The organism is Kribbella sp. NBC_01245 (genome assembly GCF_036226525.1).
Classification (GTDB): domain Bacteria; phylum Actinomycetota; class Actinomycetes; order Propionibacteriales; family Kribbellaceae; genus Kribbella.
The window spans coordinates 2,320,391-2,335,776 of the sequence record NZ_CP108487.1 but is presented as its reverse complement, the minus strand read 5'-3'; the positions used below and the strand labels follow the sequence as shown (position 1 = coordinate 2,335,776).

Here is a 15,386-nt window from a genome sequence, read left to right as displayed (position 1 = left end):
GTCCTCAGCTGCCCGGCGTCAGCACGACCTTGCCGGGGAGCTTTCCGGCGTCGCTCAGCTCGTGGACCTGGGCGAGGTCGGCCAGCGGGTAGCGCTCGCTGACGTTGATCCGCAGTTCGCCTGCGTCGACCTTCTTGACGAGCGTGGCGAGCTGCTCGACGTCGTTGCGCACGAACATGGTGATGGCTCGCGCGTCCTCGGGCCCAGGTGGGACCGTCGTCACCAACACGCCACCAGGGCGGACGTGGTCCAGCAGGGCGGCCTGCTGCGCTGTGTCGAGCGGTGCCAGGTTGAGGATGACGTCGACCGGCTTCTGCCCGTCCTGCACGGACGTCGTGGTGTAGTCGATGACCTCGTCGGCGCCGTAGCTGCGGACCTTGTCGATGCTGCGCGGGCTTGCCGTCGCGATGACCACGGCGCCTGCCTGGGCAGCGAGCTGTACGGCGAGGCCGCCGACCGAACCACCGGCGCCATTGATGAGGATGCGCTGTCCCGGCTGCAGTTTCGCGTGCTCGAAGAGTGCCTGCCAGGCGGTCAATGCTGCTGAGGGGATTGCCGCGGCATCCGCGAGGTCCACGCCACTCGGCGCCGCGGTCAGCACCTCGGCCGGAGCCAGCACGAACTCGGCGGCTGCGCCGTGCTCGTTCATCGGCAGGAATCCGACGACCGGCTCGCCGATGCGGAAGCCCTCGACGCCAGGCCCGGTCTCGGCCACGGTCCCGGCCATGTCGTACCCGGGGGTGTGCGGGAATCGCAGTGGGAATGGGTCCTGGAGGTAGCCGGCCCGGATGGCGCCGTCGGCGGGGTTGAACGCCGTACCGGCCACTCGGACGAGCACCTGACCAGCGCCGGGGGTTGGGCGATCGACCTCCTCATACCGCAGGACGTCGCTGTCGCCGTACTGGTGGTAACGAACTGCCTTCATGATGAATCTCCTTCTCGACTTGCTTCGAATTCGAAGCATGTTCCCCACGCTAGCACGCTTCGAATTCGAAGCAAGTAGGCTGCTGGCATGACGGAAAAAGGCGCACCGCTGGATCCGGCGCAGCTGGCCGGCTACTTCGCGCTGATGGAGGTCAGCAGCCTGTTGCAGCACGCCGTCGAGCAGCACCTGCGGGCCGATGGCGGGCTGAGTTGGGTGCAGTTCCAGATCCTCGCCCGGCTGAACTTCGCCCCCGACGGGCAGCAGCGGATGACCGACCTGGCGGACGGAGTCGTCTACAGCCGCAGCGGGCTCACCTACCAGGCGGGAGTGCTGGAAAAGGCCGGCCTGGTCAGCCGCAGCCCGTCCACGGATGACGAGCGCAGCACCACCGTCGCCATCACGGCCGCCGGCCGCACGTTGCTAGAAGCCGTTCTACCCGGTCACATCGACGTGGTGCGGGGGCTATTCCTCGACCACCTGTCAGACCGCGACCTCGCCGTACTGACGCGGGTTCTAGGCCGAGTGCGAGACGGCATGCGCGCCGCCCCACCCCGCTCCGCCGCTCCCCGTTCGACCTCCATGCGACAGCTGTGACGGTACGGAAGGGGTCGTGTGATCGGCGTGTGACACATGGGACTGCAGTGGTTGTCGGGGTAGCCTGCTAGACATGGCGACCCGCACGTCTTCCCCGGCGCGGGCGCGTAAATCGACGGCTCGGCGCCCGAGTACCACCGGGACGGCGGCCACTGGTGGACGCGCCCGGCAGTCCGGCGCCCAGAAGCGTGGGCAGAGCTCTAAGCGCGGCAGTACGGCTGCCGCGCGTACGGCCGTGCCCAAGTCAGCGTCCAGGTCCGGGGCCGGTCCCTTCGCCGCGGCGATGCTCGGCCTCGGGCGGTTCCTGATCCGCTGCTGGCTCGGCTTCGCGCATCTGCTCGGCAGCCTGGTCCGCGGCGTTGGCCAAGGCGCGCGCGATCTCGACCCGGCCCATCGCCGCGACGGCGTGGGGCTGACGATGATCGGTCTGGCCGTGGTGGTCGCCGCCTCGATGTGGTGGGAAATGCCGGGCAAGATCGGCGACGCCATCCGGACCATCGCCAGCGGCAGCGTGGGCGTGCTCGGCTGGGCGATTCCGCTGATGCTGGTGATGATCGCCTGGCGAACGCTGCGCCACCCCGACCGGAACGGCCCGGCCGGACGCCAGGTCATCGGCTGGGTGTCGGCGACGTTCGGCGTCCTCGGCCTGGTCAGCATCGCGAACGGCATTCCGCGTCCGGGCGCACCGAGTGCCGAGGCCACGATGGCCGAGGCCGGCGGGGCGATCGGGTTCATCATCACGGCGCTACCGGCCGATCTCCTCACGCAGTACGTCGTGGTGCCGCTGCTGGTGCTGCTGACGTTCTTCGGAGTGGTCGTGATCGTCGGCACGCCCGTGCACGCCATTCCGCTGCGCGTCCGGCACGCCTTCGACGTACTGATGGGGCGGACCGAGATCCCCGCCGAAACGGTGGCGGCGGACGAGGCCGAGCGGTCGGACACGACCCGGATCGGGCGGAAGGCGAAGAAGCCGAAGCTCGACGAGGACGACGAATTCGTGGGCGACAAGCCGTACGAGTCGCCGGTGCTGGAAGGTCGCGAGATCTTCAAGCGCGGCAAGAAGGCCAAGGCCGCCGCCGCGGAAGCGCTCGAGCCGCCCGTCGACGAGCTGGACGCCGATACCGAGATCAACCCGCTCACCACTTCGCCGATCGTCGGCGGTGCCGGTGGCGGCAAGTCGTCTTCCGCGAAGGCCGAGCCGCCGCCGCACACGCCGTTGCCGCAGCGCGTCGAGCAGCTCAGTCTGTCCGGCGACATCACCTACACGCTGCCCGACGGCCAGATGCTGAAGCCGGGTTCGGTGCACAAGCCGCGGACCAAGGCCTCGGACGCGGTCGTGGGCAAGTTGAGCGAGGTGTTCGAGCAGTTCGGCATCGACGCCCAGGTCACGGCGTACACGCGTGGCCCGACGGTCACCCGGTATGAGGTGGAGCTCGGCTCGGCGGTCAAGGTCGAGAAGGTCACCGCCCTCAGCAAGAACATCGCGTACGCGGTCGCCTCGGCCGACGTGCGGATCCTCTCGCCGATCCCGGGCAAGTCCGCGATCGGTATCGAGATCCCGAACACCGACAAGGAGATCGTCAGCCTCGGCGACGTCATTCGGAGCGCAACGGCTCGTAATGACCATCACCCGATGGTGGCCGGGCTCGGCAAGGACGTCGAGGGCGGTTTCGTCGTCGCGAACATGGCGAAGATGCCGCACCTGCTCGTCGCCGGCGCCACCGGCTCGGGTAAGTCGTCGTTCGTCAACTCGCTGATCACCTCGATCCTGATGCGGGCCACGCCGGACGAGGTCCGGATGGTGCTGGTCGACCCGAAGCGGGTGGAGCTCAACAACTACGAGGGCATCCCGCACCTGATCACGCCGATCATCACGAACGCCAAGAAGGCGGCCGAGGCGCTGCAGTGGGTCGTCCGCGAGATGGACATGCGGTACGACGATCTCGCCGCCTTCGGTTTCCGGCACGTCGACGACTTCAACAAGGCGGTTCGCACCGGCAAGGTCCATCCGCCCGCCGGCAGCGAGCGCGTCCTCACGCCGTACCCGTATCTCCTGGTCATCGTGGACGAGCTGGCCGACCTGATGATGGTCGCGCCTCGTGATGTCGAGGACTCGATCGTCCGCATCACCCAGCTCGCCCGGGCCGCCGGTATCCACCTGGTGCTGGCCACCCAGCGGCCTTCGGTCGACGTCGTCACCGGTCTGATCAAGGCCAACGTGCCGTCGCGACTCGCCTTCGCGACGTCGTCGCTGGCCGACAGCCGGGTCATCCTGGATCAGCCCGGCGCGGAGAAGCTGGTCGGTCAGGGCGATGGGCTGTTCCTGCCGATGGGCGCGAGCAAGCCGATGCGTATCCAGGGCGCCTGGGTCACGGAGAACGAGATCCGGGCCGTCGTCGAGCACTGCAAGGAGCAGCTGCAGCCGACGTACCGCGAGGACCTGATCGCACCGACCGGGCCCTCGAAGGAGCTGGACGACGAGATCGGCGACGACCTCGACCTGGTCTGCCAGGCGGCCGAGCTGATCGTGTCCACCCAGTTCGGCTCGACGTCGATGCTGCAGCGCAAGCTCCGGGTCGGCTTCGCGAAGGCCGGGCGGCTGATGGACATCCTGGAAAGCCGGGGAGTGGTCGGCCCGAGCGAAGGCTCGAAGGCCCGCGATGTCCTGGTCAAACCCGACGAGCTAGAGGACTTCATCGCTACTCTGCGAGGGATGTGATGCTGTAATGCCCGCCCCCACTTCCAGCCCGGTCGCGATCCCGTCGGCAGGGGTGCCCGTCGTTGAACCCGTGGCGTACGAGTTCACCGTGCGCGCGTCGTACCTCTTGCACGGCCTCATCTCCGGCGGCTCCGTCCTGGTCGCGATCGGCTTCGCCATGACCGCCTCGGCCTCGCCCGCCGGAGTGTTGCGCTGGATCGCGGCGGCGGCCTTCGCGGGGTTGGCGGTCACAGCGGGACGGGCGTTGCTGGTCAGTGCGTTGCTGGTCGCGGACGAGGTGGGAATTCGCCTGCGGGCGGGGGACCAGTGGATCGGCGCTCGCTGGGAAGAGCTCGAGGAAGTGACCGTGCTGCCGCGCCGCCATGTGCTCGACGACGGGCGGATCGCGCTGCATCTGGAAGACCCGGGACCGGTGGTGGCGGCCTTCACCGGACGGGCCCACAAGCTCGCGGATGCTAACCGTCGGTTGACCGGGTCATCACTCGCGGTACCGTTCGGTTTGACGGCTAGGCCGTCGGACGGGGATGTGCTCGCGGTTCTGCGCCACCTGGCCGATGGCCGTTGCCCGATCAGAGAGCAGCTCTGAGCGGGAGCGCACCGTCCTGACGGTGGAGAGGAAGGTGGGGCGTGAGCGTCGGTGAGGAGCTCACGGCGGCCCGCGTACGGGCTGGTCTGACGATCGAGGAGCTGAGTGCGGCCACCCGGATCAGACCAGGCCTGCTCACCGCCATGGAGGCGGACGACTTCGTCCGCTGCGGCGGCAACTTCTACGCCCGTGGGCATATCCGGTCGATCGCCAAGGTGCTCGGCACCGATCCCGCGCCACTGGTCGAGTCGTTCAACGCCGGCCAGGCCGAGCCCGAGGTCGACCGCAGCCGTCGCGAGGAACGTGCCGACGCCAAATCGCCCACGGTCCATCCGGCCCGTCCGCGCTGGGCCGTCGTGCTCGGCGCGATCCTGGTCGGACTGCTGGGCTGGGGCATGGTCCGGTTGTTCACGCTGCCCAACGACGTCGAGGCGAACGCGTCCAAGAATTCGCCTGGTCCGGTCGTGGTGACCAAGGCGACGCCTTCGAAGCCGGGTAAGAAGCCGACCGTGCGGACGACCATCCGGAAGCCGGTCGTGCCGAAGACCGTGCGCGTCACCCTGACTGGTGTGGGCGAGGGCAGCTACGTCTCGATGCGCAATATCAAGAAGGCCCGCCTGTTCGACGGCATCCTGCGCTCCGGGTCGACCCAGTCGATGACGTACGGCGGCGCCATCCGCGTCGACATAGCCCTCCCGAAGAACGTCAAGGTCTACATCAACGGCCGTGCCGTGGTGCCCAAAACGCCACGCTTCCTCGTCAGCCTCACCGGCAAACTCGAAGCCCGCCCCTAAGCAGACCGCGGCGTACGTTTCGTTCGGGTTGGGCTGGTGGAGTGTGAGCAGTCATACTCGGGGGCGATGACTACCACTCCCACCACCGTCGCCCTGGTCACGCTGGGCTGTGCCCGCAACGACGTCGACTCCGAGGAACTGGCCGGCCGCCTAGAGGCGGGCGGATTCCAGCTCGTCGACGACGCCGCCGATGCCGACACGGTGGTGGTCAACACCTGTGGTTTCGTAGAGGCCGCCAAGAAGGACTCCGTCGACACGCTGCTCGCGGCGTCCGACTACAAGTCCGGCCGGACGCAGGCCGTGGTGGCCGTCGGCTGCCTCGCCGAGCGGTACGGCGAGCAGTTGGCCGAGGCGCTGCCCGAGACCGACGCGGTACTCGGCTTCGACGACTACGCCGACATCTCCGACCGGCTGCGCTCGATCCTGGCCGGCGAGCATCACGTCTCGCACGCACCTCGCGACCGCCGCAAGCTGCTCCCGCTGGCCCCAGCCGACCGCGCCTCTGCCGCCGGCGTGGCCATCCCGGGCCACGGCAACCCCGCCCACTCCCACGACCCCAAGCCCGCCGCGACCGGCGCCCCCGCGAGCGCTGCCGGCGTATCTGAGGTCCTGCCGGGCCAGGGGAAGGCGATGCCGCTGACCAGCGAGGAGAACGCCTCACAGGAAGCGCGTGAGGCCCTGCTCGCCAGCGCCCGGGCCGACCTCACGATCGAGGCTCCTGACCTGGCCTCCGCGCCCGCCTCCGGCCCACGTGTCGTACGTCGCAGGCTCGACGGTGGTCCTGTGGCGCCGCTCAAGCTGGCCTCTGGTTGCGACCGCCGCTGTGCGTTCTGCGCTATCCCCGCCTTCCGTGGCGCGTTCGTCTCCCGGCGTCCGACCGAGGTGCTCGGTGAGGCCGTCTGGCTCGGCGAAAACGGTGTACGTGAGGTCTTCCTGGTCAGCGAGAACTCGACCTCCTACGGCAAGGACCTTGGCGACCTCCGGCTGCTCGAGACCCTGATCGGCGAGATCGCGACCGTGCCGGGTCTGTCCCGCGTCCGGGTCTCGTACCTCCAGCCGGCCGAGATGCGTCCGACCTTGATCAAGGCGATGACCTCCACCCCTGGCGTAGTCCCGTACTTCGATCTCTCCTTCCAGCACGCGTCCGGCCCGCTGCTGCGCCGGATGCGTCGTTTCGGTGATGCCGAACGGTTCCTCGAGCTGATCGCCCAGGTCCGCGCCGCCGCGCCGACCGCTGGTATCCGCAGCAACGTCATCGTCGGTTTCCCCGGTGAGACCGAGGAAGACGTCGACATCCTGTGCGACTTCATGACCCGCGCGGGTCTCGACGCGATCGGTGTCTTCGGCTACTCCGACGAGGACGGCACCGAGGCCGAGACGTACGAGGGCAAGCTCGACGAAGACACCATCGCCGCCCGCCTGGACCGGGTCAGCCGCCTGGCCGAGGAGGTCACGGCCGAGCGCGCCGAGGCTCGCCTGGGCGAGACCGTCGAGGTGCTGATCGAGTCCATCGATGACGAGGACGGCTCCGCCGAAGGCCGCGCGGCCCACCAAGGCCCCGAGGTCGACGGCTCGACCACGCTCACCGGCATACCTGACAGCGTTGCCGTCGGCGATCTCGTCACCGCGACGGTCATCGACACCGAGGGCGTCGACCTGATCGCCGAGTTCACCGCCGTCACCGCTCCCGTGCCTGCTGACGTGTCCTCCCCGCTCGCTATCTCGAACACGACGGTCGGCGAGGCGGCGACGCCGACGCCCGTGGCAGCTAACCTGACCGCGTGACGATGCCGCCGACGAATCCGGTTCCGCGTACTGCCGGTGCCGGCCAGATCCATGCGCCCAGTGCGTGGAACGTGGCGAACGCGCTGACCGTGCTTCGCCTCGTACTGGTGCCGCTGTTCGTCTGGCTTTTGCTGCGGGACGGCGGAATCGACACCGGCACCAGGCTGCTCGCGTGCGCCGTCTTCCTGGTCGCGATCATCACCGACCGGTTCGACGGCGATATCGCCCGGCGCTGGAACCTCGTCACCGACTTCGGCAAGATCGCCGACCCGATCGCGGACAAGGCGCTGACGGGTGCCGCGTTCATCGGTCTGTCTCTGCTGGGGGACCTCCCTTGGTGGGTGACGGTGGTCGTACTGTTCCGGGAGTGGTCGGTCACCGCTCTCCGGTTCTGGGTGATTCGGCATGGCGTGATGCCGGCCAGCCGCGGCGGAAAGCTGAAGACCGTGCTGCAGGCGATCGCGTTGGGTCTCTACCTCCTTCCGTGGCAGTCCTTCGCGTTGTTGCATTGGACCGCTGTCGTCGTGATGGCCGCGGCCGTCGCGGTCACGGTCATCACTGGTCTTGACTACGTCGGCCGGGCGATCCGGCTGCGCGCCGCCGCGAAGCACCCCGCGCCCTAGAAGCAGGCGCGATCGCCCGCAGGGGCGCTAGGTGGACCGGGTGGGAGTGTGGGGTTGTGGGTGGAGGGGGTTTGGCATGGATGGTCAGGTTGGTCGTGAGGCTGAGAGGCAGGCAGAGTTGACCGGTCAGGTCGTTGGTGGGGCGCACGATGGCGAGACGTCATCCGCGGCGGAGCGGCTGGTGAAGTTGCTGCGGGACGCCGACGCGACCGCGGCCACGGCCGAGTCGTTGACGGGCGGGCTGGTCGGAGCCGCCTTCACGGACATCCCGGGTGTCTCAGCCGTGTACCGGGGTGGCGTGATCGTCTACGCGACCGACCTCAAGGCGACACTCGCCGCCGTACCGGCCGGCCAGTTGGCCGCTGACGGGCCCGTGCACGCCGATACGGCCGTCGCGATGGCCTCGGGCGTCCGCGAGCGCCTGGGAGCGACATACGGGCTGGCGACGACGGGGGTGGCCGGGCCCGAACCGCAGGACGGAATCCAGGCCGGCACGGTCTATGTCGCCGTGGCGGGACCTCGTGGTGTGAAGGTGCAGAGATTGTCGCTCGCAGGGGATCGGCCGGCTGTCCGGCGGGGCAGTGTGGAAGCGGTACTGTCCCTCGCGGTAGAACTGTTGGAGGAAGAACAGGAGCCTTCGGCGCGTTAGGACCACCATGGAGACAGGTAGTCCGGTACGACGCGGCACACCGTTCTTGGACGTTGCGATGAGTAGTGACCCGGCAACGGGTACCGTTGGTGGCCACGCTGGGTCTACCGTTCGAGTAGGTTCGGTGCGACAGGCGGAAGGGAGAAACCTCATGGTGCTGGTTCGTGGCCTGCTCGGCGACGTCTTGCGGCGTCGGCGTCTGCGTCAGGGCCGTACGCTGCGCGAGGTGTCTGCCGACGCCCGGGTGAGCCTCGGTTACCTGTCCGAGGTGGAGCGCGGTCAGAAAGAGGCCTCGAGCGAGCTGCTCGCCGCCATCTGCACGGCACTCGATGTGCCGCTGTCCACGATCTTCGCCGAGGTCAGCGAGGATCTGGCCCGCGAAGAGGCGCTGGTCCTCGCGCACCCCGTCATCGAAACCGAGGTCGTCGCCTCCGCCGCCTGACCGGCTGCTCGATCCGCCGCTCAGCCCCGAACGCCCTGCGTCAATCACCGATTGCCGCCAGAGGGTCGGTCGTTGAATTGCCACGCCCGGCCACCTCAGTCGCACAGGCGTCAGTCCGCGCATGAGGTCAGCTGCCGCATCTCACCCAGGTCTGATGCCCAGACGACGTGCAGGGCGCGGATCGGCGCGTCATCAGCTCCCCGGTACATGTCGTTGGCCCAGAGCAGGTGGGTCGTGGAGTCGGGGAACCGTAGGAGCTGAGGTGGAGAGGCCGCGGCCGGGTACAGCCGGGTGAGGTCGTCGCCCTCGTCGAAGAACTCGCCCCTGAGCACCGCATGGGCGAGTGGCGCGACGGCGGCATGAGCTTCCAGGTCTGACCGCCCGAACACGATGAATTCGGGATGGCCGAGCTCGCTGAGACCCATCGTGTAGGCGAAGGACGGATTGCGAGGGCCATCATCAGGAATCGTCACCAGGGCCCAGCCGACACTCAAGATCCCGTCGCAGATCCGCCGCCAGCTCTCGGCGATCTTCTCGCCACCGCACATTCCACACATGGGTCCCTCCTCAACTCGGCGTCGAACAGGTGTTCGACTTCGCAGAGAAGGTACGGCTTTTCCGGGAGCCAGCCGCCGTTATCCACAGACTTTCTTGAGAGACCTCAGACCTCAGACCTCAGACCTCGGGCTGACAGGTGGGGCACCAGTAGCTGATGCGTTCGCGGGGTGGCTCGCCGATTGGTGCGGTTTGGATCGTTGTGCCGCAGCGTCGGCAGGGGTGGCCCGCTCGTGCGCAGACCCAGGTGCGTTTGCCGGGCCGATCCACGCCGGTGGTCACTTGGGCGGCGTTGCGGAGGTTGGCCTTGAGGAGGCGGCGGCTGAGATCGACCACTGCCTCGAGGTCGACCGAACCAACCGGGCGCCAAGGACGCAGCCCGAGCAGGAAGCAGACCTCGGTTCGGTAGATGTTGCCGATTCCGGCGAGGTTGCGTTGATCGAGCAGGGCCTCGCTGATCGTGCGATCCGGCTGGGCGGCGAGATTCGCGATCGCCTGAGCGCGATCGAAGTCCGGCGAGAGCAGATCCGGACCCAGGTGGCCGACGACGCTGTCCTCGGCTGCGGTCGGGACGACCTCGAGCACAGGCAGGCGGTAGCCCACCGCGATCCATTCGGCCGTGACCAGCACAGCGCGAATCTGGAAGGCGGGTCCGCCACGCCACTTCTCGCCCGGCCGGTAGAGGTGCCAGGAGCCGTCCATCCGCAAGTGGCTGTGGATCGTGACGCCGCCTGAGAGCCGCATCAGCAGGTGTTTGCCGCGCGGGACCACCTCGACGACGGTCTGGCCGCTGAGGTCGGTCGTTGCCAGGCTAGGCACCCGGAAGTCGGTCTGCTCCAGCACCTGCCCCGCCAGCGCCTGATGGAGGTGCTTCGTGGCCCGCCACACGGTATCGCCCTCAGGCACCGCACCACCTCGCCTCATGCCGAGACCTGGGCGGAGTCATGCGCGGAGCCGGAGGCCGCGGGGAGTGGCGTGGAAGCCGGCCTTGGCCAGGGCGTCACCGAAGGCGGTGTGCCGCACTTGCTCGCCGTCGGCCGTTTCCACGCTCAGCTTGCCGAGATGCCCGTCGCGGATCGCCAGCGCAAGGGCGTCCACGGCCGGTTGGAGCAGGTCCGGGTCGTCGGTGAAGCTCAGCACAGTCCGCCCGCCTCGCTCGACGTACACGACCAACTTGCCGTCGACCAGCATCACCAGTGCACCGGCCTTCCGGCCCGGCCGATGACCTCCCGCGTTCTCCCTATCGGGCCAGGGCAGCGCAGCGCCGTACGGGTTGGCCGGGTCGGTCGCCGCGAGCACGATCGCCCGCGCGGTCACCTCGCCCGCCTTGCTACCTCCCGACCGCGACCCGCCAACCCCAGAGCCAGCGCCAACACCAGAGCCGGCACCGGAACCACCCGGCCGAGGCATAGGGCCATAACCAGACAACGAACCGGACCCAGACAACGAACCGGGCATCACACCCGGTGGGCTGTGCGAGGCGATCGGAGCGTCGGGGACCTCGGCGAGCGCCCGCAGCCGGTCGACCGCACCCGGCAGCGCGAACTGGGCCGCACCAAGCCCGGCCACGAAGTACCCACGCCGACAACGCCCCGACTCCTCGAACGCGCTCAACACCTTGTAAACCGCCGCGAATCCACCCGGCGTCCGCTCGGTCATCACCGAACCGCGCGTGACGATGCCATACCGATCGAGCAGCGTCTCGGCGGCAGCATGCGCCCGTCGCGTCGCATCCTCACTCCGAGCCGGCAACACCGACCAACGCCCACCAGCTGTCGGCGGACCACTTCGCGCGGGCAAAGCCGAACGGCCAGGCCTTCCCGGTCGCGCTCGTGGGGTCGGCCGCTTGGTCCGATGCGAACCACGGCCGCCTCCGACCAGGGCGCGGACCGGCGCGAGCGTGTCATTCGTCAGCAGACCCGCCCACACCAGATCCCACAGCACGGTCGTCAGAGTCTGATCGTCGACCACGCCAATGGCGACGCCGACCGCATCACTCAGTTGCCGGAAGAAGAACGCGCCACCCCCGCCAAGCGCATCCAGTACAGCCTGATGCGTCTCGCCGATCTCGAACGCCGGATCGACGTCAGGCAAGGTCAAATCGCAGTTGTCCGCCAAATGCAGCGACACCCAGCCGTCGGTCCCGGGCAGCGAACCCGCGCCGGCCCAAACCACCTCGCCGGTCGCGGTCAACTCGTCCAGCATGGCGGGGTTGTACCCAGGAACGCGCGACGGCAGCACGATCGACTCCAGCGCGGAAGCCGGCACAGCACAACCCGCGAGCTGTTCCACCGCGGCGAGCAGTACGTCGTACCCCCTGCCGCGCGTGCTGGTAATCCCTTGCCAGGCAGGCAGGAACCGGGCCAGCGCACTCGGGTCCACTGGCTCGACCTCTTTGCGCAGCGCGGCCAGGGACCGCCGCCGGAGCAGGCGCAGCACCTCGCTGTCGCACCACTCCATCGCCAGTCCGCCAGGCAAGAACTCGCCCTCGACCACGCGACCCGCGGCTCCCAGCCGACGCAAAGTCTCCATCACCACGGCGACACCGGTGCCGAGATGCGTGGCCAGATCCGCGGCACGGAACGGCCCGTGCGTACGGGCATAACGCGAGACGAGATCGCCGAGGGGATCGGCCACTGGCTCCGCATGCGCCTCGGCAACCCCCGGCGGAACCGGAACGCCCAGGCCGTCCCGCAACCGCGCGACATCCTCCACGACGGCCCATCGGTGCTCGCCGGCCATCCGGACCCGCACCACTCGCCGAGCGGCGGCCAATTCGGTCAGCCAGGTCTCGGCATCAGCGCCATCCACCGAACGCTTCGTGGCCGCGTCGACCGACAACGGCCCGACCAGCCGCAGTACGTCGAACAGCCCCTCTTCGTCGCGTGCGCGTCGATCCTCCGCGAGCCGTTGCAGCTCAGCCTCCGTCCGGAGCACGACCTCGGCGTCGAGCAGCTCGCGCAACTCCGTCTTGCCGAGCAGCTCCGCCAGCAAGGACTGGTCCAACGAGAGCGCGGCGGCACGCTTCTCGGCGAGCGGCGTATCGCCTTCGTACATAAAGGCGCCGACATAGCCGAAGAGCAGCGACTTCGCGAAAGGTGAGGCCTCAGGCGTCTCGACCTCCACGACCGCGATGCGTCGCTCACTGATCCCCGTGAGCAGGTCCTTCAGCGCGTCGATGTCGTAGACGTCCTGCAGGCACTCCCGCAAGGCCTCCAGCACGATCGGGAATGACCCGTACTTCGAGGCGACACTGAGCAGCTGGGCCGACCGCTGTCGCTGCTGCCAAAGGGGTGAGCGACGCCCCGGATTACGCCTCGGCAGCAGCAGCGCCCGCGCCGCGCACTCCCGGAATCGCGAGGCGAACAAGGCCGAACCGCCCACCTCGGTGGTGATCAGCTCCTCGATCTCGGTCGGGTCGAACAACACCAACTCCGCACCAGGCGGCGGCTCGTCGGTCTCAGGCAGACGCAGCACGATGCCGTCATCGCCCGACACCGACTGGGCGTCCATCCCATACCGCTCACGCAACCGGGCCGCGATCGCGAGAGCCCACGGCCCGTGCACCTGACCGCCGTACGGCGAGTGCACGCAGACGCGCCAGTCGCCCAGCTCGTCGCGGAAGCGCTCGACCACGATGGTGAGGTCATCCGGCACGCGGCCGGTGGCGTCGCGTTGCTCGGCCAGATACGAGACGAGGTTGTCGGCGGCGAACTCGTCCAGCCCGCCATCGCGTGCGCGTTTGATCGCCTTCGCCTTCGGCAGGGCGGCCATCGTGCGCACGAAGGCCCCGGTTGCGGCACCGAGCTCGGCCGGACGCCCGACGGCATCGCCCTTCCAGAACGGCAATCGCCCGGGCTGACCAGGCGCGGGAGAGACCAGCACCCGGTCGTGCGTGATGTCCTCGATCCGCCAGCTGGAGGCGCCGAGGGTGAAGACGTCACCCACCCGCGATTCGTAGACCATCTCCTCGTCGAGCTCGCCGACCCGGTGATTGGTCGATTCGCCGACCAGGAAAACGCCGAACAGACCGCGATCCGGGATGGTCCCGCCACTGGTCACGGCCAGCCGCTGGGCCCCGGGACGGCCGGTGATCTCGCCGCTGACGCGATCGAAGACGATCCGTGGCCGGAGCTCGGCGAACTCATCCGACGGATAACGCCCGGACAGCATGTCAAGCACGCCGTCGAAGGCCGATCGCGGCAACGACGTGAACGGTGCGGCACGTCGTACCAACCTGAACAGCTCTTCGACGTCGACCGCGTCGAGGCTGACGATCGAGACGATCTGCTGGGCGAGCACGTCGAGCGGATTGGCCGGGATGTGCAGGCTCTCGATCTGGCCGTCCCGCATGCGCTGCACGACGACGGCCGTATCGATCAGGTCACCACGGAACTTCGGGAAGAGCACGCCTCGCGACACCGCGCCGACCTGGTGTCCAGCGCGGCCGACACGTTGCAGCCCACTCGCGACCGACGGCGGCGCCTCGACCTGGATGACCAGATCGACCGCGCCCATGTCGATACCGAGCTCGAGACTGCTAGTGGCGACGACACACGGCAATCGCCCCGACTTCAGGTCCGCCTCGATCAGCGCGCGCTGCTCCTTACTGACGGAACCGTGATGCGCCTTGGCGACGAGCGGGGGAGCGGCCAGCGCGGCACCCGACTGGGCCATGATCTGGGCGGGCGAACCCTCGTCGGGCAGTTCGACCCCGGCCCGCTCGGCGGCGATCTCGTTCAGCCGGGCGGTGAGGCGCTCGGCCAGACGGCGCGAGTTCGCGAAGACGATGGTCGAGCGGTGTGCCGCGATCAGGTCGGCCACATGCTCCTCGACATGCGGCCAGATCGAGGCATGGCGCGGCGGCCCCGCGGCCGGACCGGACACCTGGACCTCGGTATCGCCGAGGGCGGCCATGTCCTCCACCGGCACGACGACGCTGAGGTCCCACTGCTTCTCAAATGCAGGCTGTACGACGTCGACCGGGTGCTCGCCGCCGAGGAAACGCGCGACCTCCTCCACCGGCCGGACGGTCGCGGACAGGCCGATCCGCTGCGCCGGCTTCGGCAGCAAGGCGTCGAGCCGCTCCAAAGTCAACGCGAGGTGAGCGCCACGCTTGGTCCCCGCGACGGCGTGCACCTCGTCGACGATCACGGTCTCCACGCCACGCAGCGAATCGCGCGCCTGCGAGGTGAGTATCAGGAACAACGACTCGGGCGTGGTGATCAGGACATCCGCCGGTCTCGTCACGAAGCGGCGGCGCTCCGAGGCCGGCGTATCGCCCGATCGGACCGCGACCTCCACGTCGACCGGCGCCTCGCCGAGCCGTCGCGCGGTCTCGCGGATGCCGATCAGTGGGGCACGCAGGTTGCGCTCGACGTCGACCGCGAGCGCCTTCAGCGGCGACACGTACAGCACTCGGCAGCGCAGCTTGGGATCGGTCGGCGGTGGCGTGGTGGCGAGCCGGTCCAGCGCCCAGAGGAAGGCCGCCAGCGTCTTGCCGGAGCCGGTCGGGGCCACCACCAGCGCGTCCCGGCCGGCACTGATCGCGTCCCAGGCGCCGAGCTGAGCCTGGGTCGCGGCATCGAAGACGTCGCCGAACCACGCCCGCGTCGCGGGCGAGAAACGGTCGAGTGCGGTGGATCTGGTCACGGATCCATCTTGCACGGCACCACCGACAAGTTTTGGTCCCCGGCGTCTGCAATGATCTGCGG

At 68.8% G+C, this 15,386-nt stretch carries 12 protein-coding genes; 8 read left to right on the top strand and 4 right to left on the bottom strand.

The window, feature by feature from the left end; genetic code table 11:
* Positions 1 to 4: 4 nt before the first annotated feature.
* On the bottom strand, positions 5 to 925 hold the full coding sequence (locus tag OG394_RS10315; protein WP_328994903.1) for an NADP-dependent oxidoreductase: 921 nt from the start codon (positions 923 to 925) through the stop codon (positions 5 to 7).
* An 87-nt stretch (positions 926 to 1,012) separates the two neighbouring features.
* On the opposite strand from OG394_RS10315, the gene OG394_RS10310 reads away from it, so the two are divergent.
* The 8 genes from OG394_RS10310 to OG394_RS10275 all read left to right on the top strand — a co-directional run bounded on the left by OG394_RS10310 (position 1,013) and on the right by OG394_RS10275 (position 9,117).
* Entirely contained in the window at positions 1,013 to 1,519 is a 507-nt protein-coding gene (locus OG394_RS10310; protein ID WP_328994902.1) for a MarR family winged helix-turn-helix transcriptional regulator, read from the top strand.
* Positions 1,520 to 1,592: 73 nt separating this feature from the next.
* A complete protein-coding gene (locus OG394_RS10305) occupies positions 1,593 to 4,238 on the top strand; it encodes a DNA translocase FtsK (protein WP_328994900.1) in 2,646 nt (881 codons plus the stop codon).
* Between the two features lie 7 nt (positions 4,239 to 4,245).
* Entirely contained in the window at positions 4,246 to 4,824 is a 579-nt protein-coding gene (locus tag OG394_RS10300) for a hypothetical protein (RefSeq protein WP_328994899.1), read from the top strand.
* A gap of 41 nt (positions 4,825 to 4,865) precedes the next feature.
* On the top strand, positions 4,866 to 5,618 hold the full coding sequence (locus tag OG394_RS10295) for a helix-turn-helix domain-containing protein (RefSeq protein WP_328994897.1): 753 nt from the start codon (positions 4,866 to 4,868) through the stop codon (positions 5,616 to 5,618).
* A 66-nt stretch (positions 5,619 to 5,684) separates the two neighbouring features.
* Positions 5,685 to 7,403, top strand: coding sequence for a 30S ribosomal protein S12 methylthiotransferase RimO (gene rimO / locus OG394_RS10290; protein WP_328994895.1), 1,719 nt, complete (start codon positions 5,685 to 5,687; stop codon positions 7,401 to 7,403).
* A 2-nt stretch (positions 7,404 to 7,405) separates the two neighbouring features.
* Entirely contained in the window at positions 7,406 to 8,026 is a 621-nt protein-coding gene (gene pgsA, locus OG394_RS10285) for a CDP-diacylglycerol--glycerol-3-phosphate 3-phosphatidyltransferase (protein WP_328996822.1), read from the top strand.
* Positions 8,027 to 8,102: 76 nt separating this feature from the next.
* Positions 8,103 to 8,675: a CinA family protein gene (locus OG394_RS10280; RefSeq protein WP_328994893.1), complete on the top strand. Its 573-nt coding sequence runs from the start codon at positions 8,103 to 8,105 to the stop codon at positions 8,673 to 8,675.
* Between the two features lie 151 nt (positions 8,676 to 8,826).
* Positions 8,827 to 9,117, top strand: coding sequence for a helix-turn-helix domain-containing protein (locus OG394_RS10275; protein ID WP_328994892.1), 291 nt, complete (start codon positions 8,827 to 8,829; stop codon positions 9,115 to 9,117).
* Positions 9,118 to 9,227: 110 nt separating this feature from the next.
* Here OG394_RS10275 and OG394_RS10270 read toward each other — a convergent pair whose 3' ends face one another.
* From OG394_RS10270 to OG394_RS10260, 3 genes are all read right to left on the bottom strand, one after another.
* Positions 9,228 to 9,674: a DUF4262 domain-containing protein gene (locus OG394_RS10270; RefSeq protein WP_328994891.1), complete on the bottom strand. Its 447-nt coding sequence runs from the start codon at positions 9,672 to 9,674 to the stop codon at positions 9,228 to 9,230.
* A 118-nt stretch (positions 9,675 to 9,792) separates the two neighbouring features.
* Positions 9,793 to 10,578, bottom strand: a complete 786-nt coding sequence (locus OG394_RS10265) for an Fpg/Nei family DNA glycosylase (RefSeq protein ID WP_328994890.1) — start codon at positions 10,576 to 10,578, stop codon at positions 9,793 to 9,795.
* 36 nt (positions 10,579 to 10,614) lie between these two features.
* Entirely contained in the window at positions 10,615 to 15,324 is a 4,710-nt protein-coding gene (locus tag OG394_RS10260; RefSeq protein ID WP_328994889.1) for an ATP-dependent helicase, read from the bottom strand.
* Positions 15,325 to 15,386 lie beyond the last annotated feature (62 nt).

Excerpts from the sequence above, each read along its gene's own strand:
- OG394_RS10315 (WP_328994903.1), bottom strand. The coding sequence starts at position 925 with ATGAAGGCAGTTCGTTACCACCAGTACGGCGACAGCGACGTCCTGCGG.
- OG394_RS10310 (WP_328994902.1), top strand. The coding sequence starts at position 1,013 with ATGACGGAAAAAGGCGCACCGCTGGATCCGGCGCAGCTGGCCGGCTAC.
- OG394_RS10305 (WP_328994900.1), top strand. The coding sequence starts at position 1,593 with ATGGCGACCCGCACGTCTTCCCCGGCGCGGGCGCGTAAATCGACGGCT.
- OG394_RS10300 (WP_328994899.1), top strand. The coding sequence starts at position 4,246 with ATGCCCGCCCCCACTTCCAGCCCGGTCGCGATCCCGTCGGCAGGGGTG.
- rimO (WP_328994895.1), top strand. The coding sequence starts at position 5,685 with ATGACTACCACTCCCACCACCGTCGCCCTGGTCACGCTGGGCTGTGCC.
- pgsA (WP_328996822.1), top strand. The coding sequence starts at position 7,406 with ATGCCGCCGACGAATCCGGTTCCGCGTACTGCCGGTGCCGGCCAGATC.
- OG394_RS10280 (WP_328994893.1), top strand. The coding sequence starts at position 8,103 with ATGGATGGTCAGGTTGGTCGTGAGGCTGAGAGGCAGGCAGAGTTGACC.
- OG394_RS10275 (WP_328994892.1), top strand. The coding sequence starts at position 8,827 with ATGGTGCTGGTTCGTGGCCTGCTCGGCGACGTCTTGCGGCGTCGGCGT.
- OG394_RS10270 (WP_328994891.1), bottom strand. The coding sequence starts at position 9,674 with ATGTGTGGAATGTGCGGTGGCGAGAAGATCGCCGAGAGCTGGCGGCGG.